This window comes from Spirosoma validum (assembly GCF_014699035.1).
Taxonomy (GTDB): Bacteria; Bacteroidota; Bacteroidia; order Cytophagales; family Spirosomataceae; genus Spirosoma; species Spirosoma validum.
On sequence record NZ_JACXAA010000021.1, the window covers coordinates 46,333 to 70,159 of the forward strand.

The 23,827-nt window shown below is 49.5% G+C and carries 16 protein-coding genes; 12 read left to right on the forward strand and 4 right to left on the reverse strand.

All coding sequences use genetic code 11. The features are described 5' to 3' along the window. The first annotated feature begins 260 nt into the window (after positions 1–260). The 6 genes from IC230_RS31270 (at position 261) to IC230_RS31295 (ending at position 10,940) form a co-directional block, all read left to right on the forward strand. The gene (locus IC230_RS31270) at positions 261–4,412 is read left to right on the forward strand and encodes a hybrid sensor histidine kinase/response regulator transcription factor (RefSeq protein ID WP_191043012.1); all 4,152 of its coding nucleotides are present in this window, start codon (positions 261–263) and stop codon (positions 4,410–4,412) included. 199 nt (positions 4,413–4,611) lie between these two features. Next, positions 4,612–8,988 carry a beta strand repeat-containing protein gene (locus tag IC230_RS31275; protein WP_191043013.1) on the forward strand — a complete coding sequence of 1,459 codons (4,377 nt, stop codon included), beginning with the start codon at positions 4,612–4,614 and terminating at the stop codon, positions 8,986–8,988. Between the two features lie 17 nt (positions 8,989–9,005). Beyond that, the gene (locus IC230_RS31280; protein ID WP_191043014.1) at positions 9,006–9,155 is read left to right on the forward strand and encodes a hypothetical protein; all 150 of its coding nucleotides are present in this window, start codon (positions 9,006–9,008) and stop codon (positions 9,153–9,155) included. Positions 9,156–9,371: 216 nt separating this feature from the next. Further along, a complete protein-coding gene (locus tag IC230_RS31285) occupies positions 9,372–9,776 on the forward strand; it encodes a LytTR family DNA-binding domain-containing protein (protein ID WP_191043015.1) in 405 nt (134 codons plus the stop codon). Between the two features lie 247 nt (positions 9,777–10,023). Next, positions 10,024–10,449 (forward strand): type II RES/Xre toxin-antitoxin system antitoxin, encoded by a 426-nt coding sequence (gene parS, locus IC230_RS31290; protein ID WP_191043016.1) that lies wholly within the window; start codon positions 10,024–10,026, stop codon positions 10,447–10,449. Between the two features lie 11 nt (positions 10,450–10,460). After that, positions 10,461–10,940: an RES family NAD+ phosphorylase gene (locus tag IC230_RS31295; protein WP_262893200.1), complete on the forward strand. Its 480-nt coding sequence runs from the start codon at positions 10,461–10,463 to the stop codon at positions 10,938–10,940. A gap of 150 nt (positions 10,941–11,090) precedes the next feature. On the opposite strand, the gene IC230_RS31300 is transcribed toward IC230_RS31295, so the two are convergent. Continuing rightward, positions 11,091–11,489: a hypothetical protein gene (locus IC230_RS31300; protein WP_191043018.1), complete on the reverse strand. Its 399-nt coding sequence runs from the start codon at positions 11,487–11,489 to the stop codon at positions 11,091–11,093. Between the two features lie 417 nt (positions 11,490–11,906). Between IC230_RS31300 and IC230_RS31305 the strand changes: the two genes are divergently transcribed. The 4 genes from IC230_RS31305 (at position 11,907) to IC230_RS31320 (ending at position 16,289) form a co-directional block, all read left to right on the forward strand. After that, entirely contained in the window at positions 11,907–12,953 is a 1,047-nt protein-coding gene (locus IC230_RS31305; protein WP_191043019.1) for a hypothetical protein, read from the forward strand. A gap of 304 nt (positions 12,954–13,257) precedes the next feature. After that, the gene (locus IC230_RS31310) at positions 13,258–14,133 is read left to right on the forward strand and encodes an alpha/beta fold hydrolase (RefSeq protein WP_191043020.1); all 876 of its coding nucleotides are present in this window, start codon (positions 13,258–13,260) and stop codon (positions 14,131–14,133) included. A gap of 382 nt (positions 14,134–14,515) precedes the next feature. Continuing rightward, a complete protein-coding gene (locus IC230_RS31315; protein ID WP_191043021.1) occupies positions 14,516–15,688 on the forward strand; it encodes an aspartyl protease family protein in 1,173 nt (390 codons plus the stop codon). 205 nt (positions 15,689–15,893) lie between these two features. Continuing rightward, positions 15,894–16,289: a hypothetical protein gene (locus tag IC230_RS31320; protein ID WP_191043022.1), complete on the forward strand. Its 396-nt coding sequence runs from the start codon at positions 15,894–15,896 to the stop codon at positions 16,287–16,289. A gap of 176 nt (positions 16,290–16,465) precedes the next feature. On the opposite strand, the gene IC230_RS31325 is transcribed toward IC230_RS31320, so the two are convergent. From IC230_RS31325 to IC230_RS31335, 3 genes are all read right to left on the reverse strand, one after another. Next, the gene (locus IC230_RS31325; protein ID WP_191043023.1) at positions 16,466–17,074 is read right to left on the reverse strand and encodes a DUF6273 domain-containing protein; all 609 of its coding nucleotides are present in this window, start codon (positions 17,072–17,074) and stop codon (positions 16,466–16,468) included. A gap of 235 nt (positions 17,075–17,309) precedes the next feature. Continuing rightward, the gene (locus IC230_RS31330; protein WP_191043024.1) at positions 17,310–18,014 is read right to left on the reverse strand and encodes a LytR/AlgR family response regulator transcription factor; all 705 of its coding nucleotides are present in this window, start codon (positions 18,012–18,014) and stop codon (positions 17,310–17,312) included. Continuing rightward, positions 18,015–19,049 carry a sensor histidine kinase gene (locus tag IC230_RS31335; protein ID WP_191043025.1) on the reverse strand — a complete coding sequence of 345 codons (1,035 nt, stop codon included), beginning with the start codon at positions 19,047–19,049 and terminating at the stop codon, positions 18,015–18,017. Between the two features lie 205 nt (positions 19,050–19,254). Here IC230_RS31335 and IC230_RS31340 point away from each other — a divergent pair, with 205 nt between their 5' ends. Further along, positions 19,255–20,139, forward strand: coding sequence for an ABC transporter ATP-binding protein (locus IC230_RS31340; RefSeq protein WP_191043026.1), 885 nt, complete (start codon positions 19,255–19,257; stop codon positions 20,137–20,139). Then, positions 20,129–23,767 (forward strand): hypothetical protein, encoded by a 3,639-nt coding sequence (locus tag IC230_RS31345; RefSeq protein WP_191043027.1) that lies wholly within the window; start codon positions 20,129–20,131, stop codon positions 23,765–23,767. Before IC230_RS31340 ends, IC230_RS31345 begins: the two co-directional genes overlap by 11 nt. Positions 23,768–23,827 lie beyond the last annotated feature (60 nt).

Genomic DNA, 23,827 nt, shown 5'->3' on the forward strand with positions numbered 1-23,827 from the left:
ATAAGTTGCTTACTATTAGAACATTAATATTGAGTTTTCTGAGGGAATTTCAAGATAGCATTAGTAGAGACGGTTCAATTATCAACCTGCAAGATGCTCATCTGAAGTGTCCGGTCAAACAGGATCAACCCAGGCGGCAAAGTAGGTCACAAATGGATGTTGAGTCACTGTCAGTATTATAGATAATTTGCTGGAAATTGACTTAAATGAGCGAACTTACAAGCTAATTTAGTTTGTAGTTGACCACATTATAACTCAACTTGAAAGCGGTAAGCTTTGTCCTGGGAATATTATTCTCCCTTTGCTCGGTGGCCGAGGCCCAGCAATTTGCCGCTTCTGTGCAACATTATGGCCCTGAAAACGGCTTATCGCATCGGGAAATAAACGCCATTTTACAGGACCGGCGGGGCTTTATGTGGTTCGGTACCAGGTTTGGTCTAAACCGATTCGATGGGCTGAAATTCACCACATACACCAAAGAGCGTAACGGGCTCGATTTCGATGAGATAGAGTCTATTGCCGAGGACGCCGATGGCCTTTTCTGGCTCATGGGCGCTTATAAGGATAGTAAGGTGCGGATTACCCTGTTTAATCCGTTGACGGGCACGGCTATTTCATTTGATGAGAAATTCAAAAAGTATTCTCTGACAAGCTCTTTACTTGCTGGGCAGCACGTGTTGGGCAGTCCTGACGGCACGATCTTCTTCGCCAATTATCAACCGGCTATCCTGACATCCTACCATCCCAGGTCCGGCCTCCACTACGTGCCCCTTGCCCACTATAAAAATCTGACCATTCACCATGTTACCGCCCGTAACACCATCTGGGCCATCGCTGATGGCAATCAATTGGTCGAACTAACCGCTGATGGACGTGTTCTCCATACCTTCCGACATGATGTAGGCGCCATTCACGTCGGTTTAGGCCAGCCCCATGCGGGTATCGAATTTTTTTATACCGTCTACCGTTCGGACAATAATCTGCAGGGAGTAGTGTATAGCGTAGATCCGTTGGGGAATCGACGTCAATTACCGGCTTCTTTACGGCAGGGGAGAACTGCGTTTTTCTCCCCGGTTTACTATGCGTTCGATCGTAGCGGATTGATCTGGACAGGCACCCAATTACGGAGTGCCACCAAAGGAACCCTACTGGATTTGAAGGAGCAACTGGCAGGCCAGTCGATTGATAATCGCTGTTTCTTCGCCGACAGAAACGGCTGGATGTGGTTAGGGACCAGTTTTGGCGTGTACCAGGTAAAGGTAACTGAAAACTACTTTCACCGCTTCTTTTACGAGCCAACCAATATCCAGGAAAAGGCGGCATCCATTCGGGGTATCTCCGTTATTGGGGATAAGCTATACGCTAACCTGGAAAAAAAGGGCTTGTTTAGCTGCGATCTATCGGGTGAGTTAGCCAGAAAGCTATTGGTAAGTGGCATTTCTTATGGCTTAACCAATAGTCAGCCTGGAAAACTAAAAATAGGCCAGATAGATTTAGTCACGTATGACATTCGAACCGATTCGCAAACGCGCTCTCCATTGCCCAATGGCGGATCGATCTGGACAATGTCCCCGTTTAGTAACCAGCACTTTCTGGCGGGTGGAATAGTAGGTCTCTGGCTTGTCGAGACAAAAACGGGACAGGTTTTGCCGTTTACCCGCTATAACCAGTTTCCCGAACTAGCTAAGTCGTATGTGCTTCATATCGGTGCCGATCGCCAGGGCACCCTTTGGATCTGTGCGACTACGGGTTTATACACGGTTGATCCATCAGAGGGCATCACGGCTCGTTACTGGAATGGAGGCAAGGGGCGCTTTCGGCTGCCTGCTGACAGTTATCAGCATTTTTACCAGGATTCCCAAGGCCTGTTTTGGCTGGCAACGGCTAATGCCGGGCTCATTCGGTGGAACCGGCAGCAAAACACCTACCGGCAATTCAGGCGTACCGATGGGTTATCCAACGACAATATTTACGCCGTCTACGCCGACCGGCGGGGCCATCTGTGGCTGAGTAGTGACTACGGCATTATGCAGTTTGATCCAGTCCGAATGACAACCCGGTCGTACACGGTTCAGGATGGCATTACCCACAATGAATTCAACCGCATTGCTCATTTTCAGGCCCAGAACGGCCAGCTTTATTTCGGCGGTCTGAACGGCATAACCGCATTTAGTCCACCCGATTTTGAACACGAGAAACCTCCGATTACCCTTCCGCTTCAAATCGTCTCGTTTCGCCAGTTTGATAATGCGCTGGACAAACTGGTTGACAAAACCGAAGAAGTGGTAAAAAGTAACCGGATTAGTCTACAGCCCGGTGACCGGACGAGTGTGCTGGACTTTGCGCTGCTCAATTACACCGACGCTCAAAAAAACGTGTACGCTTACCAGTTTAAGGGACTGGACAACGAGTGGACGTATCAGACTGAGCCCTCCATCCGGTTGAGTAATTTACCCTACGGCGAGTATCAATTAATAATAAAAGGGCAGGCGGCCGATGGGCAAATGTCCTCGCCGAACCTGACCATCCAGGTCATCGTACAACGTCCGTTCTATCTGCGCAACTGGTTCCTCCTGCTCATGCTGGTTTTGCTGATTGGCTCGGTGTGGGGATGGGGCCGGTGGCGAGCCTGGAGGCACCAGCAGGAACAGGCCCGCTTACAGACCCAGATCAAAGAGGCCACTGAGCTTATTGCTCAACAGGCACAGGACCTTCTGCGGCTCGACGAAACCAAATCACGTTTTTTCGCGAACATCTCGCACGAATTTCGTACGCCACTCACCGTCATTCTGGGCATGGCAGCCAGCCTGAACCAAAAGTTCGACCCCGAATTGCGACAGATGGCCAGCCTTATTGAGCGTAATGGCAGCAACTTACTGCGGCTGATCAACCAGATCCTGGACCTCTCCAAACTCGAAGCCGGGGAGATGGCCATTCACCTCGAACAGGCCGATCTGGTCAACTTCGTCTGCTACGTCGGGGAGTCGTTCCATGCCATCGCTCAGGCGAAGGGTGTACACCTACAGTTTCAGTCGAAGGAAGCGCACTGCGAAGCGGACTTCAACAAAGATAAACTCCAGGATATTTTAGCGAACCTGCTGGTCAATGCCCTGAAATTTACCCCTACGGGTGGTCAGGTAATCTACAGGGTTGCCGTTCAGAACCGTTGGCATTCGCTTACTGCGGCAGGATACCACGAGGAGCTCACTCCGACTAGTCACCTCGATCAGCCGTGGATTCAGATCACGGTGAGCGATACCGGACCCGGCATTGAGCCAGTCAGTCTGCCGAGGATCTTTGATCGTTTTTATCAGAGGGAGAATCCGCAGAACGCATCGGGCGGAGGTACCGGCATTGGCCTCTCATTAGTACGGGAATTGGTGGGGCTTATGCAGGGTGGTCTAGCCGTTCGTAATCGGCCCTGCCTGGATGGGCCCTGCCTGGATGGGCATGGACAGGAAGAAACCGGCCAACCCTGGTCGAACAATTCGGGGCAGGCCCTTTACAGCCGGGGAGCTGAGTTTGTCGTCAGTTTACCCCTTACCCGTCGGGCACCCCTGGCGGAAGGGCAAGTTTCCGCTCCGTCATCTATACATCCAGCCCAACCCCAGTGGGGCGAACCCACGCTGGACGTGACCCGTGAGCGGCCCGTAGTGTTACTGGTGGAAGACAATGAGGACGTAGCCACGTATATTCAGATTTGTCTGCGGGGTGAGTACCAGGTGATTCGAGCCGAAAATGGGCAGGTCGGCGTTGACCAGGCGCTGGCGACTAGTCCGGACCTGATTCTGAGTGATGTGATGATGCCCCTCAAAGATGGCTTTGCGCTCTGCGACACCCTGAAGCATGACGAACGGACCAGCCACATTCCCATTGTGCTGCTGACGGCCAGAGCCGAGGTACGTGACCGAATCGCGGGGTTACGCCGGGGGGCAGATGCCTATCTGGTGAAGCCTTTCTCGCCCGAGGAGTTGATGATCGTGTTGAGTAACCAGCTACAGATCCGGCGCTTGTTGCAGCGCTATTATAGTCAACTAGCCCTGGGCGTTGCCGAGCCGATTCCAAACGATGCGCCTGAGACGGGGGAAGACCAGTTCCTGCTCAGGCTTCGCAGCAACGTACTGCCGCATCTGGATAACCCGGCGCTGGATATTGAGATGATCTGCACGATGATGGGGACGAGTCGCAACTCACTGCACCGCAAGATGACCGCGCTGACGGGGCTGTCGATGAACCGATATCTGCGAACACTGCGCCTACAAAAAGCCAAAGACCTACTCCAATTACCTGACCTGAACATTACCCAGGTCGCCGATGCGGTAGGCTTCCAGGACCCCAGTTACTTCGGCCGGGTCTTTGCTGAGGAATTCGGCCTCTCGCCCAGTCAGTACCGCGATGTAAACAAAAAATAATCGCTTTCACGCCCGGTTGGGACAATTCTCCGAGTTTTTGGGTGAAATCTCCGACTCACTTGCTGACAAAACGCCTAATCTTGCCCCAGCGATAAATGGGGCATTTTGATTCGTACGTCCTGTACATCCGCCGGTTTTTCTAGCTGTCCGCTCGGTCCGTTGACCGGGGTTAGCTTCTACCGATCTTTCTACCTAGTCTATGAAAACACGATTACTTCCTGCTGGTTTTGCGCTTCGGCCTGATCGCTCTCTTTACTACACCCTACTGCTAATGATCGTTAGTATCAGCTCCGTTTTAGCCCAAACGAGTACCATCCGCTACGTTAAAGCGGGCGGTACGGGCAATGGCAGCGCGTGGGCCAATGCCAGTGGTGATTTGCAGGCCATGATCAACGCCAGTGCCGCGGGCGACCAGGTGTGGGTGGCTGCTGGTATCTACAAACCCACCTCCACCACAAGCCGAACCGCCAGTTTCGCGATGCGGCCTGACCTGGCCATCTACGGTGGTTTTGTGGGCAATGAAACGTCCCTCGGCGCCAGACCAACGATAAACCCCATCACGGGTAACCCTGGCAGCGGCCAACCGTCCAGCACAACCCTCAGCGGGGATATCGGTACGGTAGGCGATAACTCAGATAATAGTTACCACGTCATCGCTAATTTTAATTTTCTAACGACCACCGCTATTCTGGATGGGTTTGTGATTACGGGCGGTAATGCCAATCTGTCTAGTTCAGATAACTCTACGAACAGTGGTGGGGGTATGCGCAACTTTACCAGCTTTCAGGGTGAACACACGAACCCCCTAATTCGAAACTGTTCCTTTGTAGCCAATTCGGCGTTGTCTTCAGGCGGGGCAGTCTATAACGGTGCCGTTGGGTGTGCCAGCGATGGCAGCCCTACGCTGATTAACTGCTTCTTTCAAGGAAATTCGGCCAAGCAAGGCGGGGCAATGGCCAATAGTGGGTCAGCGAACGCTGATTGTGGTGGCCGAAGCAACCCTACGCTGATTAACTGCTTCTTTCAAGGAAATTCGGCCAGATTTGGTGGGGCGATGTTCAATAGCGGGTTTGGTGGTAATTTTAATGCTGGTTTGGGCCAAAGCAATCCTACGCTGACCAACTGTTCGTTTGTGGCCAATTCGGCAATTGATGATTACGGTATAGGCGGGGCAATGTATAACGTTGGGACGAGCAAAGGCAGGACCAAGGCCACGCTGACCAACTGCTCCTTCCTGAATAATACGGCTACCTACCAGGGTGGGGCTATAGCCAACGATGGGAGTGATGGCGTGTGCAGCCCCACGCTGACCAACTGCTCCTTTCAAGGCAATACAGCTTCCTACCAGGGCTGGGCCATGTTCAATACGTCCAACACGACGACTGGCGAATGCATACCCAGCATGTTCAACTGTGTGGTATTTGGCAATGGGGGCCCCAAAACGTTCTACAATATAGAAGTTTATCCACAGGTCTATTCCTCGTTGGTCGAGGCCTCGGTAACGGGCTGGTTAGGGATGAATTATCGCAATAACCTGACGACAACGGTCTCGCCCTTTGCTGGTACGAACACCACCCAGTTACGGGCCAACTCGCCCGCCATCAACGCTGGGGATGGCAGTGTCGACGCTGGCGCAACGGACTTAGCGGGTAATCCCCGTATTGTGGGCTGCAAGATAGACATGGGCGCCTTTGAATTTCAGTATACCTTCCTGCCAATTGCCATTAATGCCCAACCCGCCAGTAGTTCGGTGGTCTGTGCGGGTACTGCTGTCTCGGTGCCGGTAAGTGTAAGTGGTACGGTCTCGGGCTACCAGTGGTACAAAGACAGCTTTAGTAATCCCGTGGCGGGCCAAACCTCGGCCACGCTCACCCTGAACAATCCACAACCTGGCGATGCAGGCAGTTATTCGCTGGTGGTGACCAGCAACTGCAACTCACTCACCTCTACCGCCTTCAACCTGACGGTCAATAAATCAACGGTCAGCATTAGCCCCAGTTCAGCAACGGTCTGTCAAGGGCAGTCAGTAACCTTAACCGCCAGTGGAGCCAGTGCCTATACCTGGAGCAACAATACCACAGGCAACACCCTAACGGCGACCACCACCGGCACTTACTCCGTAACGGGGGTAGATGGCAATGGCTGTTCCAACACCGCTTCTGCTCAGGTTACCGTGTACAGACCCACCGTTAGCATCAGTCCCGGCTCGGTCAGCATCTGTGAGGGGCAGTCCGTAACCTTAACCGCCAGTGGAGCCAGTACCTACACCTGGAGCGACAACACCACCGCCAACACGCTGACGGCAACCACCACGGGCAGCTACTCCGTGACGGGGGTGGATAGCAGGGGCTGCTCCAACACAGCCACGGCCAGTGTAACGGTCAATAACGTACCTACTGTTAGCATCAGCGCCAGCCCGTCGGCCACCATTACTCAGGGCAGCTCCGTTACCCTGACGGCGGTAGCCACCGGGGCTACTGTCGTCACCTGGGTAACGGGCAGCACCAATAACTCGATCGTGGTCAGCCCCACCACCAGTACGCCCTACTCGGTAACGGCCCGGAACGCAGCGGGCTGTACCGCCAGTGCCAGCCTGACCATTACCGTTCTGCTTCCCACGTGTAACCCGATCCAATATGTAACCCAGCAGGGGGCGGGTCTACGCGATGGCAGCAGTTGGAGCAACGCGTTAGGCGCCAATCAGCTCCAGCTCGCTATCAATACGGCGGCCGACTGCGGGGGTAATAGGCAGGTGTGGGTGGCTACCGGAACGTATAAACCGACTACCGGGAGTGACCGTAATGCCAGCTTTTCTATGCGAAACGGGGTAGCTATCTACGGTGGTTTTGCGGGCACCGAAGCAGCCCTGACCGATCGCCCGGCCATCAATCCCGTCACAGGACAGCCTTCCAGCACCACCCTCAGTGGGGATATTGGCAGCCTGGGCAACACCAGCGACAACAGTTTTCGGGTCATCAGCAATCCGGCTAGTCTGAGCCTGACCACCACAGCGGTGCTGGATGGGTTTGTGATCACGGGCGGAGCGGGTGGCACCTTGGGGGGCGGTATGTACAACGATGCCAGCAGCCCTGCCATCCTCAACTGTAGCTTTGTTGCGAATTCAGTTTCGGTGACCAGTGGTTCCACCAGCCGGGGCGGGGCGATGTACAATGGCAACAGCAGCAGTCCACAACTCACCAATTGTCGGTTTGAGGGCAATTCCGTTTTGGGTTCGAATGGCAACTTCAGCTACGGTGGGGCGATGAGTAACCTTACCAATAGTAGCCCGCTTCTTCTCAACTGTAGTTTCCTGGGTAACTCGGTTTCGGGAAGTGCCAGTAACTACGGGGGAGCGATGGCCAATAACGTTAATAGCAACCCCCAGTTGATTAATTGTAGTTTTCTCTCGAACTCGGCCGTGGGCGGTACCACTACCCGGGGTGGAGCCATCAATAACGGTAACGGCTGCACCCCTCAGCTGACCAACTGTAGTTTTCTGAGCAATTCGGTTTCGGGAGCCTCTACTAACCAGGGTGGGGCGATCGCCAACAACACCAGTAGCGTGCAACTCACCAATTGTGTGGTGTTTAGTAACGGCGGGGACAATACATTTTATAACGTGAGCAGCCCCACCAGCGTGTCCATCACGGCGAGCTACAGTTTGTTCGATAACACCGTAACGGGCTACACCACTGATCCCACCAACCTCACGGCGAGCAGTTCTCCTTTTGCCAGCACCACCAGCGTGAGCTTGAATTTCTGCTCACCAGCCATCAACGTGGGCAATCCTGCCAGCCTCACCTCCGTAACAGGCCCTTACTCCGGAACGGCTCTGCCCACCACCGATCTGGCAGGCAATGCGCGGATCGTGGATGGACGGGTCGATCTGGGCGCCTATGAGTACCAGGGCAGCCCCATCACGGCGATGGCCTCCTCCCTAACCGCCCCGGTGGGTGGGGTGGTTAGCCTGAGCGCCAGCGCAGGAGACAGCTTCCAGTGGACGGCTCCCCCGGGCGCTACCCTGAGTTCCCCCACCACCGCGTCCACCGTCTCGGCCACACTGACCAGCGCCGGCCTGCAGACCTTCACCCTTGTCGTCAGTCAGGGCAGTTGTAGCCAGACGCTGACCGTCGGGGTAACGGCCATTCGGCTGGCGGACCTGACGCCGGTGCTCTACGCCCGACCCACAACAGCCTACGGCATCACCGATCTGACGGTGGTGGTGAATGTGGTGGAGCTGAACGACGTGGCCACCAGCGGCAGCCTGACGCTCAGGCTGACCAAAGACGCTAAAGTCACCCTGAGCTTACCCCAGAGTGCAACCCTTGTCGGGGGGCGAGAGGTGGCGAACAACGTCTGGACGTTTAGCGAGACGGACCCCAACTACTATGTGCTGACGACGAATCAAGTCATTGGGGCTGGGGATAAACTCTCGGTTGGCCTGACGGGGGTATTGCGCCCGGGGGCCACCACGGGTGTGATCAACCTGAGTGTGGTGGTGCTGCCCGGCGGTATGACCGAAGCGCGCGCCACCAACAACGCCGATGCTGACAAGATCGATTATTTCCAGCAGTAGCGACAAGCCGGTCCGCCATGGCCCCGTTTTTACCCAAACCACTTCCCGGCTGGCTTTCCAGCCGGGAAGTCATATCCTTCACGAACCAACCTCTCAGCATTGCTTCCGCTAACGCACCGGCCCGGACACCTTTCCGTCTACCCTGGCTCAGCAGGCCCAGGGACTGAAAACCGATGCGAAGCAGCCATGGGCGCTGCCACAACTAGTGGTTCACTTGGCGGCTCAGCCCACTCAGTACAGCTTCTGGCTAGAAGAGCTAAGTCTTCCTTAATCGGTCCGTAGGGCCACGCCACTAAACTGAATCGCCTTCCTTCTCGTCCATGATCTTTCTGCCTCAATCCTGTCCACCAGACGAGTGCCCTGACTGGCCTCCGCTACAAATCATGCGTCTACGAGCCGGAAGGCAGCCCGTGGCCCCATCCGAACTGGTGTATCTATCGAGAGCGCATAAGTATAGTTGGTTGCACTGCCGCGATGGGCGTCAATGGCTGGTGCCCTATAGCCTCAAGCGGCTGCAGGCCCAGCTGCCCCCGGCAAGCTTTGTGCGGCTGCACCGTTCGTATCTGGTCAATCGTTGGTTTCTCGATCGGGTCGAGACGCATCCGACCAGCCATCACCGCTTATATTTGGTGAGCGGCATGAGTCCATTGGTGTCGCGGGGGCACTGGGTACGCATCCGACAAGAACTCGGGCTGGTTCAGCAACCCGGAGTGGCTTTACCCATTAATGGATATCTTGGTCGGGGATACTACCATCCTCGTCGGCTGAGGCTTTATGTCGGGTTCTGAGCCATTTATCTAGCCAGTGGTCCCGGTGGATCTGGTCGAACGGACATCATTGCTAACCGATTTGCTCGATAAAGGCCACAACAACGTAGGATCGGCGTAATTCCCGATTCTCACATAAACGCTCCCCAAAATGAGACGTCTTTTTACCCAACTCCCTTCACACTTTTAGTCATTGTTGAACCAGAAGCATCAAAAGATAGTTACGACACTATCAAATGAGACTATAAGCTCTCTTTGGTAGTACAACATGGCAACGCAAGCTTCTGCTTACATTAGCGAACAAAATCCCTTTCCTCAGCCTCTGACGGCTCTTCAACTCATTGACCGCTCTCGCCAAGGACTAATGGGCACTGAGGCCGGACACATTGCCGGGTTATTGGGAGTCACGGATAAGGAGATGGCTAGGTTACTTAATCAGTCAGTGGCTACCTTCCACCGACAGGCTAAGGCTGGGCGACTCGATGCCGCCACTTCCGAAAAGCTGCTGCTATTGGGTCGATTGGCGGGCTATGGAGCAACCGTTTTCCAAGACCAAGGCAAGTTTAATCGTTGGCTACGTCGACCCTTACGGCTATTAGGGGATCGGTCTCCCTTAGATCTGCTGGATAGCCCCACCGGTGTCCAGTTGATCGAAGACATCTTAGGGCGGATTGAATATGGAGTCTTTAGCTAATGGCCATCACTTTGTATCGTATCCAAACCGACGCGCATCGTGACAGCATCCTAGAGGGCATAGGGGCTAAACTACGGGGTGGGCGCTGGAATGCTAAAGGACGGCCTATGGTCTACACGGCCACTACCCCCGAACTATGTTTTCTAGAGTACATGGTGCATCTGGACGGCACGCCTTTAGCGGACCTGCCTCCGCTGATCCTATGTGAAATTGTCGTACCCGACCACTCAATCATCTTTGTAAGCGTGGAAGAACTGCCTCTTGGCTGGGATGATCCCTATGCCACTCCTGTAGGCTTGCCGTTTTTTGCCGACCAGCAGTTCGAGCGCCACAAGAGTTTATGTTTGGCTTTACCTTCAACTGTAGTTCCCCTGTCGCCTTCCCGCAATGTATTGTTAGACCCCTTACATGCTCAGCGTAGCGAGTGCCACGTCCTCTCGATTCAACCTTACCCGATTGATCCCCGTTTACCAACGGCGGCATTAGCCTAAATGACAGGGCATTTTTGGTGATACCTTTTTATAGGCTAATGTTAGCCGTCGCTTTAAATGGGGGGTTAATGATACATCTATAATGAGGAAATGAAAATTTTTATTATCTTGATTTACCCCCCCTTATTTTGTAAGGCTTATTAACTCTGTTTAATGACGACCACCCCCAATTGCAAGCCCAAAGTTAATATCAAAGTAGGAGCTTTTGCTCACAAATCCGTAGACTTGACCGTTATTAAAGACGGCAACACCGACTGTATTAGGGATAAGATTGTAATCCAGACTTAATTGGAAATGCCCCGTTTTAAAGCCTGCTCGGATCAAACCTCCCAACTTATTACCCCCAGCAAGTACACTCTTTGACTGTTCTTGCCCCCCTTTAGAGATACTCAATTCCGTTTGAGCTAACGAGAATACACCGATACCGGCACCAAGGAAAGGCCGAAATCTAGCATTCGTTAAGAAGTAATTCCCGGTTAGTAAAGCGGAGCCCACTGCCTTGAGTTCACTGGTCGAATTCGCATTATCAAAAGCAACTTCACGGGCCATGATAGCCACCGAAAGCTTAAGGCCAGCCTCCAGACGATTGGTGAAAGCATACTTAGGTTCGAGGGTAAACGAGAGCCCCCCGACGCATTGTTCCCAATTGGTTTAGCATAGCCTAAAGCTAGGTTTACTTTAAATGGCTTGTAGTCTTGAGCCACTGCGAACTGGCTTAAAAACGAACTGGTTATCAAGAAAGTAAGAATTCTTTTCATAGTTAAGTTTGATGAGGAAAACGAATGACCAAATCTATTAAATTAATTATGAAAAGTGTTCTCATTCTACTAAGCTTTGATTAGAACATTAGAATCTCAATAAAACGCTCCCCCATGAGACGAACGAGTTTATCCTTCTGCCTTTATGCTGCCGTTAGGGTGAGAAGTATTTAGAAAGAGGACACGCCTGTCATCAACAGTCACTAGTTTGTTAAAACTCCTTAACGGCTTACAACCGCCCGACACCCTTCCGCGTCTGAATGGTAAAACCCCTCGTATGAACCAGTTCCTTACCCTTTATCGTCTTCTGAATATCATTCTCCTCTCGGTTAGTCAGCCTGACCAGGACGATCAAACCGATTACACAACCTATCATCAAACCATTGCTAAGGCACAACAGCTTATTGCCCACAAACACTACCAGGAGGCATTATCGCTCTACAACCAGGTGGTTGATCGCTACGAGTTCGTCTTTTCCAGAGACTACAAAGTGGCTACCCAATTGGCTCTACAAGTGGGCCAAAAGCAGCAGGCGTTTACCTATCTTAAGAAAGCAATCGCTACGGGCTGGACGATGAGCGACATCAAGAAAAATGCCTTGCTCACTCCGCTTCAGGGCGATCCGCAGTGGCGTGTGGTTGAACAACAGTACGACTCGCTCAGAGCACGCTACCAAACCGGGGGAAACCAGGCTATTCGGGCTCGGGTTGAGAAGATGTTCAAGAAAGATCAGCGAAAAGCCCTGTTAGCCCTATTTCGTATGGGGGCTACTCAGGAACAGTACGCCGAAAAACGGTTTGCGCCCCACAATGAGCAGCAGATGGGTCAACTCCTGCCCATTATTGATCAATACGGCTACCCCGGTGAGCGACTGATTCACAATAGTTACTGGGCGGCGGTCATGCTGAGTCATCACAACTCGATTAGTAAAGCCTATACCTTGAAAGACACCGTGTACCCCCATGTGCGGCCCAAGCTGATGAAGGCCCTGAAGTCCGGTCAGCTGTCGCCCTACGAATTTGCCATGATTGATGACTGGTATATGGCCGTCAAGACCAATGGGCAACAGACGCACTTCGGCTATTTAAGTAGTTCCTTGACGGCTCAGGCGAAGGCCAACGTTGATCAACGCCGGGCAGCTATCGGCCTGAGCAGTGTAGAAACGATTAGTTTGTTGACTGATCTGCACCAACAGACGGGCTTCAACTGTTACTTGCCCTCCAATCTGGTTAAGAAAATAGCGCCCGCTGAGTAGGCTGGGTAGTATTCTAGCGGTAGCAAGGGCAGTAGACCTGAAGCCATTTTAGGTTCCATTCGCTCACCAATCCTGCATAAGCATTCTCAACGTATGGCTTTAGTGCACGAGACGTTGAGTTTCGAGTTGTACCCGCTTCGGAAGCCCGGCGCAACCGCAGATGGGAGTTAATGTGCTTTTTTCAGAAGGCATCTCATCGGGCATTAGGGCTAATTGTTAAATTCTCTTAACGGAGGATCGCTGACCTATCGCTACTCTACTTTTGCTACTCAACTGGCTTTTTAATTTAGAAGAAACGAATCATATGAAAGGAATTCTCTGCCTTCTCTTTTTTTCATTAACAAGTATCGCTTGCAACGATGCCAACAAGCCTAGCCATGTCAAAGAGCCCAAAGAATCAATTAAGTACGGCTCTAATAAGGGAAAGTATTTGGTTATACATGGGACCAAGATTTATTATGAGGAATATGGAGAAGGAATTCCCTTATTGCTCTTGCACCAAGGGCTGGGCTCAATAGAAAACTTAGGGGGGATCATCCCCGAACTGTCAAAACATTTCAGGGTTATAGCGCCTGATGCCCCGGGGCATGGACGCTCAGAGCATGCTGATAGTTTAAGTGGCGCATTGCTAGCCGATTACAACTCGCAGCTTATCGATCAACTGAACCTAGATAGTGTTTATGTAATGGGTTGGAGTACAGGAGGCAACACGTCATTGCTGCTGGCCGCCAATAGGCCTGACAAAATAAAGAAAGTGGTGAGCGGTGCATCGAATTCAACAGCCAGTGGACTAAAGCAGGAAGCACGCGATATGTTAAAAGCATATACCATTGAAGCGGTAAAAGAGGATAAGGATTGGTTAGAAAATTATCAGCGACTGAATCCCGAACCTGAAAAATGGATGAAGTTTTGGAAGGACAATCAACGGACGTGGGAACGGGAGATTAAGATTCCAGCTGATAAAATTGCCCAGATTAAAGTACCTGTGTTGTTGATTCGTGGCGACAGAGACATGATCAAACTAGATCATACAATATCCCTTTTTGAAGCGCTACAAGATGGGCAACTATGTATTTATCCGAACGTGGGCCACGACATGCCAGACGAAAAGGCGGATGCTTTATGCAGAATTGCCGTGGATTTCTTTAATGAACGTAAAGTCAAGGTAAAACGACATTAACCGTATGCTACAGATAGTACCGCGGTGGCGGGCCACTTGACAAATATTAAAAACCATAATCTCAATATACGCTCCAAAATGAAACTCATACCTCTATTTCCGGGCGTTCAATGACACGAACTATTGATTACGTTGTCCCCCCTATTTGATTATCCAGGCATAATCGGATAACTGGGGTAACTGATGAATGGGGAATCCCACTGGCGTACACAATTTCCCCTCAACTCCTCATCACAAGATAACTGTTCGCTAATGGCTCCAATCAGATAAGGGCCAGTATAGGGCTTATGAGCTTTAGACAACATCTATCCACTTATTTTCAAGCAACCTATCGGCAACAAGCCGAAGTTGGTCGATGAGATTCAAAAAAAACCTTACCTGTATGAAGACGATTTTGACGTTACTTCTTGCCCTAAACGCTTGTACTTGCTTTGCTCAAAAGGCAACACCAATTATTAAGGCGCATTCTACTAAAGCAGTTATCTATGTAAAATACGATCAATCTAATTCCGTGTATCAATGGCACATCAACCCGAACGTAAAACGAGATGTGTTTACGGTTGGTAAACTGACCAAAACCACAACGGTGACATTTAAAACGGATAGTGATTCACTCATTTTTACGATCAAACCCGGCCAGAAGAAGGACTTTATTATTTTGCTCAATGACAAAGATTCTTGTCTTACGCAAGTTCAAAGTATCGAAACAAAAAGTTTAGCTAAACGCTCGCCTGAAATTCATGATTCGATTCCCTTCTTTGTCAATCAGTATAACACTAATTTTTTAAGGGTCATCTTTGACCGCACGGATTCACTCGTACTTAATTTTGATACCGGGGCGAATGACGTAGCGCTCACTAATGATGCGTTGAAGCGTAAATTTAGATCCAGGCCAACGCTATACAATACGGATTATACCCTACAAATCGGCAGCAAACTGTATACAAGTAAAGTTCATGACATCGAAATGGCCGGTCACGAGACGGATGGACTGCTAGGGTGGAACAACTTTGATGGAATGGTCGTAGAACTCAATTATGACGAGAATAAACTGATTGTCCATTCTAACATGCCGAAACAAATCCTACGGGACAAGGATTACCATGCCTTTAAAATGCGCTATATCGACAATAAGCCGTTTATAGAAAGTGAACTTCAGCAAAGTGGAACCAAAGCTAAAAACTGGTTTCTGTTTGATTTAGGGTATACCAGAACCGTTATGCTGGATAGTGATTTATTGAAAGAAGCGCACTTTCCTACCCGTGATATGACCGTACTGAGTAAAGTAATGATGCATGGGGCTAGTGGCAATGAAATTCCGGTTATTACGGCTGATTTAGACCTATTGAAAATTGGCAATTTTACCTTGAAAAATGTCCCAATTCAGGTCATGCAACACGCTAATCCGATGCACGGACTGAACATTCATATCCTAGGCAACGATATTCTGAAACGGTTTAATACGGTGTTAGATTTTCAAAAGAATGTCGTTTATCTAAAACCTAATAAAATTTACGATGCCGATTTCGCCGACCAAACCAAAAGCGGTACCTAACCTTGGTTTGACAAAACGTACCATTGACTACCAGTATGTAGTTTCGCACAAAAGGCTGATTTATCAATATTTGTCTACCTCAATCAGTCGCATAGGTTGAAAACGGGTACTTATACGCTAAAGCCAATTAGGCTGTCTGAATAAATTTGGCCTTACTTAAACGACTAATTATTACTTTACCTGATGAAACCATTCTTTTTACCTGATGAAACCATTCTTTGTCATTACTCTCCTAATAGGGGCTAGCTTAACGGCTACTGCCCAAGTGAAAAACCCCTTAGCCAATACCGCCTGGCAAGGTACCGTCGAGACCAGCAAAGTCGTGGATGTTGTTCTTAGGTATGGAGCCGACACGATGAGAATGTATACCGTAGCGGATAAGCAGTTGCTGGAAACGATGACCTATACGATGAAAGGCGATTCACTGATCTGGCAAAAAGTAAGTGGGACTAGTCCCTGTGACACCCAAGCGATTGGAATCTATCAAGTAGTAATCAAAAATGAGGAGATGGTATTGAACCTACTCAACGATGATTGTCGATTACGATCAGGTTCATTGCTACCAAAGCCCTTCAAGAAAGTAGAATACAGCAATAAATAGCTTAAAATTTGAGGTGAGTGAACTGATTTTTACTGGATGAAAGTGAAGCTATAACTAGTCATAGTGGTCGTAGCGAAGCGTATACAACTGATGGCCGGTCCGCCGGTGCGGTTTGACAGATAGTAAAACGTAACCGTCTCCTAAAACGCTACCATAAGTGTACAGTATAGCAAAATCTAGTTGAAATAGAAAAGAGCCGCATTGCCGACCACAGCAAGACTTACTTCTAGAGCTGCAACCACAATGCTGGACGAACACCGCCACCGTCTCTGGGCCGGCCGAAGACGCCGTTGCCACGCACATAAACATGGCCATGTTTGGTGATACTGGCACCCGTCCGACCGAAGTCGCCACCCGTGGAAGTCCGTACCGTATCGGGCTTGTCGATTTCCGTTGTTTTGGTCGTCAATAAGCCAAGTTTGCCCCCCTTTAGTACTCAGCTTGGCCTGGCTGTCGCCAAAATACTGGCAAACCTCTTGCAAGCTTAGTAAGAATAGGTGATCGGCGGTGTCTGGCCCTCCTGCAGTATTGAACCACGGGTTGTTGGCATTCCGGTTGGTAACCTGCATGATTTGGGCCTGCTCCTCAGGGCCGAATGAAGGATAGAGTTCCTCATTCAGGTAATGCCTTAAGGTCGAATTTGCCCAGGTTACATTGACAAACTGATGGTGATACCATCGCAGATCCACTATGTCTTGCGTAATAATCAGCGCTCTTTGCCCCTCTTCAATGGCTAGCACCTGCCAGGTATACTGGCCGAAAGTAATTAGGTCGTGTTTTACCATTGTTATAATGCCGGTTTGGCTAGCACTCTACTCTAAATAGCATTAAAACGTTGGGTTACTTATTCTCAGTTATGGCTCCTATCTGATACGATGATAGAGCTGAGTATCTGGAATTCGGGTGATTTTGCTATTCCTCTATGGCCCGCCGTGAATACCTGTCAACCGAAGACCGCACCCGTTTTGATGCGCTCATGGTAAGTTGAATAATTAAAAATACAATCCCATTCAGTAATAATTATAAGCCCAATTTTTTGAATAACTCATCCCGATAATTTTTTCCAATAGGGATTTCCTGTTCACCAATAAATATCCTATTTCCCTCGATGCGCCCGATTTTGGATTTGTTAATAATAAATGACCGATGCACCTTGATGAATTGAGTGGCAGGCAGTTGCTGCTCTAAGCCGGAGAAGGACATGACTGGTGTTAATGGTTTATCGGTGGTGACGATCTTCGTATAATTGCCATTTGCCTCGGCAAATAGCAATTCGTCATGGTTTATCCTATAGATCTTGCCTTCCGTTTTTATAAAAAGATGATCGTCTGCTGCTTTAGCTACCGGGTTACGGTTATTTCGGGAGCCGATGTTTTCCGTGGCTTTATCGACCGCCATAATAAACCGTTCCAGCGAAAACGGCTTGACCAGGTAATCACAGACCGCTAAGTCGAATGCATTCACGGCGTACTCTTTATAAGCGGTGGTCATAATTACCTGCGGCCTGGTTTTTAGCGTTTGCAGAAAACCAATACCATCCAACACGGGCATGTGAATATCCAGAAACAGGATGGCAATGGCTTTTTCCTGCAACATCGTTTTTGCCTCGAAAGCGTTACCACAAACGGCCTCAATCCTGAGCTGCGGTAGGTAACCGCAATAGGTTACCATAAGCTCCCTGGCTAAAGGCTCGTCATCGACTATAAGGCAGGTGAACTGATCCATTTAGTTTACTTTAAGGCTAAGTTCTACTTTAAATCGATTTTCAGTATGGGTTTGGTTTAGGGTGTATTCACCGGGGTAAAGCAAATCCAACCGTTTGATTACGTTGGCTATACCAAAGCCCGAATTGCGTTTATCAGTACAATCCTTCGCTCCGTTTTCGCTGTAACTATTCGTCACATCGAAATAAATATGGTCATTTACAATTTGGCAATTGATACCGATTTGGATTTCACTCTCAAGCGTATTCCGGGAATGTTTAAACGCGTTTTCAACGAATACGACCAGCAACATGGGGGCTATTTTCAAACCGGCGGGTGCATCCGGTAAGGTAACGTTGAGCGAAAGCCTGTCCGCGCTCCGGATGTTTTCCAGGTCGATGTAATTACGGATATAGTCCAGTTCATCGTTTAACTGAACCAGGGGCTGATCGGCATCATAAACGGAATAGCGCAGTAACTCGGACAGTTTCAGCAATAAAGCAGGCATCTGGTTAGGTCGGTTAATGGATAGGCTGTACATATTGTTGAGGGTATTAAACAAGAAATGCGGGCTTACCTGCGAACGCAAGAGGCTCAACTCGCTTCCCTTTTTTTGTTCGGCAAGAATGAGCCCATTCATCTTTTCCCGGATTGCGCTCCTGATCACCGCCAAAAAAAAGCCGCCAAAGAGCAATAGGAAGGTGACCACCGTACTATTTATACCCGATTCGATGATATGATTTAACGGCAGATTCGGTTCAAAAAAATAAACGTAAACCCCAAGTCCGAGCCCGCCAAGCCCTATAAGGGCAACGATAAGCATCATCACCAGACCAACCCACTGTCCAGTAAGCAACCAGTTGCGGCACAGCCATCGGCCTGTGTAAACGCAAGCGATAACCCAGCCATAGCTCACGAATGCGCCCGGCGCATAACGCCCGTTGCGGCTGATGGAAAGCACAAAGACCAATAGAATTAATAAAGCCAGGAAAACCAACAGGTGTATCCTTTTGCCTTTTTCAAAAAATACGTCGAAGTAGTTGGCCGGTAATTTCATACGTCAAATATCCGGGTATAGTCATGAACTACAGCCTATCACTGACCAACGAATGGCACGACAGGTCATATGGCCGTAAACGGCTGACAAACGATCTGGTCAGGACAGAACAACTATTCGTCAGCGTATTCGGGTTGTCCGACCGGTTATTTCTTCTTTCCCATTTCGCTCCGCCATTTTTGACCCGTAGTCAAGAAAAGAAGCGATGAACTTAGTGATCGACAATTTATCTAAAACCTATCCCAACGGCGTTCGTGCCCTTACGAACGTTTCACTACGTCTTACCAACGGGCTGTTTGGACTATTGGGCCCAAACGGCGCGGGGAAGTCATCCTTAATGCGCACGATCGCTACGCTACAGGAAGCGGACAGCGGCCGTATATTTCTGGATGACCTGGATGTGTTAACCAACAGGACTGAAGTGCGGCAACTCTTGGGTTACCTGCCCCAGGATTTCGGCGTTTATCCTAACCTATCCGCCGAACGGTTATTAGATCATATTGCGCAATTAAAGGGCGTGGGAAATAAGGCCGAACGCCGGGCCTTGGTGGAAGCCTTGCTGGCCCAGGTTAACCTGTTTGCTGACCGCAAAAAACAGCTCGGTACGTTTTCGGGCGGGATGAAACAGCGTTTCGGTATCGCACAGGCCTTGATCGGCGATCCAAAACTGATCATTGTTGACGAACCAACCGCCGGACTTGACCCCACTGAGCGAAATCGTTTTTATAACCTGCTCAGCAGCCTGGGCGAAAATACGATTGTTATCCTTTCTACCCATATTGTCGAAGATGTCAGTACCCTTTGTTCCCGTTTCGCGATCATCAGCCGGGGTGAGGTACGCTACTCGGGCCAACCGGGTGAAGCCGTTAACGCACTAAATGGTAAGATTTATAGCAAAGCCATTACAACGGCTGAACTTGGCCCGTATCAGTCGAAGTACGACGTTATTTCAACCCAATTAAAAACCGGTAAACTGCATATACGGATAATGGTGGAACAAGAAGCAGGGGACGGATTTATCCCGGTTGAGGCCAGCTTGGAAGATGTTTATTTTTCCCAGATCACTAATCGGGCTACCAATGTTTACTAACCTATTCCGGTTCGAACTTCACTTCCAGTTCCGGCGGCCCGCCACGTATTTATATTTTGCCGCTGTACTGATTTTTAGCCTGGGCACGTTTGCGACCGGTTCTGTACCCTTATCGGAAAAAGAGCATATCAATGCGCCTTATGTACTCGCCTTATGGTGCGCGGCCATGAGTATGATCCTGGCCATGATCGGTTCATCAGTGATGGGTTTGCCTATCTACCGGGACATCGAGTACCGCACGAAACAGTATTACCTTACGTATCCCATCAGCGAGGCCGGTTATTTCTGGGGACGATACCTTGGCGCTTTTAGTTGCCTGCTTTTTATTGCCAGTGGACTGATTATTGGCGCTTATGGAGGTACGCTGCTTGGTCCTGTACTGGGTTGGCGCTACGCCGAACAATACGGGACAAATGCGCCAGCTTACTACCTGCACCCATTTTTTACCATCGCCCTGCCGAATGTATTCTTTACGGCCTCCTTGTTTTACGGGCTGGTTTCACTAACGCGCAGTGTAAAAGTGATCTATGGGGGTGGGGTGCTTTTATTCCTGGGCTATTTTTTGTCTTTCTTTTTCCTGATGCATGACCACAGCGCCACCGTGGTAAACCTGGCTGACCCGTTTGCCATTAACGGGGTCATGCTGCAAGCTAATAACGCTACCATTATACAGAAAAATTCGTCTCTGATCGCCATCAGCGGGACGTTTTTAGTAAACAGGTTGCTGTGGATAGCGATTAGTTTGGCTATCTTGTTTTTGGCTTATAGCCGGTTTAGCTTTGGCCGTTTTTTTAAGGAGCAAACAGCTAAAAAGCTCGTTGTTGACACCGCTTCAGATACATCGGTATCATACCTCCCAAACGTCCATGTCAGTTTTAAAAACCCGTATAGCAGGCGCATATTGGTAAGCCTGGTCAAAACAGAATGGTTGAATTTGGTTACCGATAATTATTTCTGGATCATTTTATCCAGTGGTGTCTTTTTTCTTTTGTTAGCTTTTGGGATGGGGGTTTCACCATTTGGCATACCTGAGTTTCCGCGCACAGTTTTGCTGTTTACTATTTTCAATGATACGTTTCCCTTTTATAGTTTCATTTTCCTCCTGTTTTATACCGGCGAAATAGTGCACCGCGAACGCAGCAGCGAATTTGCCGTCATTAACGATACCTTACCCCCATCAAACCGCATTTTAAATGCGGCTAAACTGCTCACGTTACTTACACTGGGCATTAGTTTGGCCCTAATCCCGGTAATCTGCGGCTTAAGCGTGCAGATCGCGCAAGGGTTCTACCAGTTTAATTTCGGATTATATGCTACGCAGGTTTTTGTGCTTTTAATACCCCGATTCATCCAGATTGTCATCTTTTGTTATGGGGTGCATGTACTGGTTAATGAAAAATTTGTTGGTCATACCATCGGGCTACTACTTTGGCTAGCGTTGTTTTTTCTAAATAAATCGGGCACACTGGATTATCACCTGCTGCTTTATGCCATTACCCCCACTTATCAATTGTCCGATATGGACGGACTAGGGCATATGTTGGTACCGGTAAGCTGGTTTAATACTTATTGGCTGCTGTTTGGCGGGCTGCTCGTTATCCTTTCTGCTTTAGGCTATAATCGTGGCATAAGCAGTACGTTCAAGGACAGGTTCAGCTTGGCTACACAACGTTTTAATAAGACAACTAAACGCATAACCTTGGTTGTCCTAGCCGCTTTCCTGATTGTCGGTAGTTTTATTTACTATAACGTAAGCTACCTAAACAATTACCTGACCCAAAACGAGCAAACAGAACGTAAAGTACGGTTTGAAACGGTTTTAAAACAGTTTGCCGGACTGCCGCTGCCAAAAGTAACCCGGATCAGATCCCAGGTTGACCTCTACCCAGCTAAACAGCAAGCATTGACCCATGCCTGGGTTACCATCCAAAATAAAACAAAACAGCCAATCACCCAATTACTCGTCGATGGTGAGGAATTAACCGATTTTAGGATCAAAACCGGCGGGAAAGCGATCCCCTATACCTATCCACTCTTTTACCCTCGCGGGCTATTTAATTTTTTCAGGCCAGAACGTGAACCTGCTGAATACCGGCTGTATCAGTTTGACCGGGCGCTGCTGCCGGGTGATTCTTTATTACTGGAAATTCATTCCTGGCAGGGCTATCCCGGCTTCCGCAATGATACCTACGCCGAAACTATGCTGCATAACGGCACTTTTTTTCAAGGCGGATTGCCAAGCCTGGGTTATGATACTTTCGAGGAGCTGACCGATCCTTTTGAACGCCGAAGATACCATTTACCTAAAAAAATCGAGCCCGGTGCTATTCCGCAGGATGACCCTGCCGGACGGGCAACATTGAAAGCAGGCCCTACTATTGACTTATTAAAGCTGGACCTAACCGTTAGCACCTCCGCTGATCAAACGGCGCTCGCGCCCGGAACATTGGTTAAACACTGGAAGCAGAACGGCCGCAATTATTTTCAGTATACACAAACCGATCCGGGACTTTATATGCCCATCGGTATCCTATCGGCCCGATATGCTGTTTTGCAGGATACGGTGCAATTGGATCACCCGGTGGAAATCGCTATTTATTATCATCCGCAACATGCCGCCAATATAAGCCGTTTCATGGCCGCCTATAAAGATGGGCTGCATTATTTCAGCCAGGCTTACGGGGATTACCCATTCAAGGCGATCCACCTGGCTGAGACCAATGTTTATCAAAACAAAATAACTTCGCTGGCTACGCTTGATGCCTATACAGAAGATTTTGCCTGGAACGCTCATTTCAGCGACCCAAACCAGTTCGATTATACGTATTTCCGTACTGCCCGTACGTTGGCGCAGCAATGGTGGCGCTTCCAGGTAGCGCCCAATAACACGGTTGGCTCATTGATCATACCCGAGGGGCTGGCTACTTATAGCGCGCTGGCCTTACTGAAAAAGGAGTACGGAGCAACTAATATGCGTGCTATCGTTTTGGATCAATTGACTGATTACCAGTACCGGAGAACCCGGTTGAACGAACCCGAACAACCGCTGATGACGATGAACTTCCCAGAGCAAAGCGCAAAAGCCGGAGTGGTCCTGTATGGTTTAAAAAACTTAATCGGCGAGGCTAATTTAAATGCCGCTTTGCGTGATTTTAAACGTGCTTACGCCTTTAAAAGCAAACCGCCGTATGCCGGTAATCATGATCTTTACGATTACCTGCAAAAGCATGTGCCCGACTCTTTAAAATACTATTTAGCCGATAACTGGCTAAGGGTAACCGTGTATGATAACAAGATACTAACGGCTAAAGCCATTCCGATTGACAAAAACGAATACCAAGTTACCTTTTCGGTGCATGTTGCCAAAATAGCACTGGATAAAACCGGTAAAGAAGTACCTGCCCCAACAACAAATGATTACATAGACTTGGGTGTTTTCGCAACGGGTACCATCAATAAAGCCGGACGATGGCAAACGAATCCTTTATTTGTAAAGAGGTATCAGCTAAAGGCGGGAGCGCATACGATTACCGTTAAGGTAAAGGGCAGGCCGGCGTTTGTGGGAATAGACCCATATGCTACTTTACTGGACAGAAATGCCGGGAATAATTTGAAGAGTTTAAACTGACATTCATTTTTTAAAGGCTGTTCTAAGGGGCAAGACAAGGGCATGTCTTTTTAAGAATTT

Bases quoted from the DNA above. Each gene is read 5' to 3' on its own strand.
- IC230_RS31300 (WP_191043018.1), bottom strand. From the start codon at position 11,489: ATGGCCCGTGAAGTTGCTTTTGATAATGCGAATTCGACCAGTGAACTC.
- IC230_RS31285 (WP_191043015.1), top strand. From the start codon at position 9,372: ATGCGTCTACGAGCCGGAAGGCAGCCCGTGGCCCCATCCGAACTGGTG.
- IC230_RS31340 (WP_191043026.1), top strand. From the start codon at position 19,255: ATGAACTTAGTGATCGACAATTTATCTAAAACCTATCCCAACGGCGTT.
- IC230_RS31330 (WP_191043024.1), bottom strand. From the start codon at position 18,014: ATGGATCAGTTCACCTGCCTTATAGTCGATGACGAGCCTTTAGCCAGG.
- IC230_RS31280 (WP_191043014.1), top strand. From the start codon at position 9,006: ATGGCCCCGTTTTTACCCAAACCACTTCCCGGCTGGCTTTCCAGCCGG.
- IC230_RS31320 (WP_191043022.1), top strand. From the start codon at position 15,894: ATGAAACCATTCTTTGTCATTACTCTCCTAATAGGGGCTAGCTTAACG.
- IC230_RS31345 (WP_191043027.1), top strand. From the start codon at position 20,129: ATGTTTACTAACCTATTCCGGTTCGAACTTCACTTCCAGTTCCGGCGG.
- IC230_RS31335 (WP_191043025.1), bottom strand. From the start codon at position 19,049: ATGAAATTACCGGCCAACTACTTCGACGTATTTTTTGAAAAAGGCAAA.
- parS (WP_191043016.1), top strand. From the start codon at position 10,024: ATGGCAACGCAAGCTTCTGCTTACATTAGCGAACAAAATCCCTTTCCT.
- IC230_RS31325 (WP_191043023.1), bottom strand. From the start codon at position 17,074: ATGGTAAAACACGACCTAATTACTTTCGGCCAGTATACCTGGCAGGTG.
- IC230_RS31310 (WP_191043020.1), top strand. From the start codon at position 13,258: ATGAAAGGAATTCTCTGCCTTCTCTTTTTTTCATTAACAAGTATCGCT.
- IC230_RS31275 (WP_191043013.1), top strand. From the start codon at position 4,612: ATGAAAACACGATTACTTCCTGCTGGTTTTGCGCTTCGGCCTGATCGC.
- IC230_RS31315 (WP_191043021.1), top strand. From the start codon at position 14,516: ATGAAGACGATTTTGACGTTACTTCTTGCCCTAAACGCTTGTACTTGC.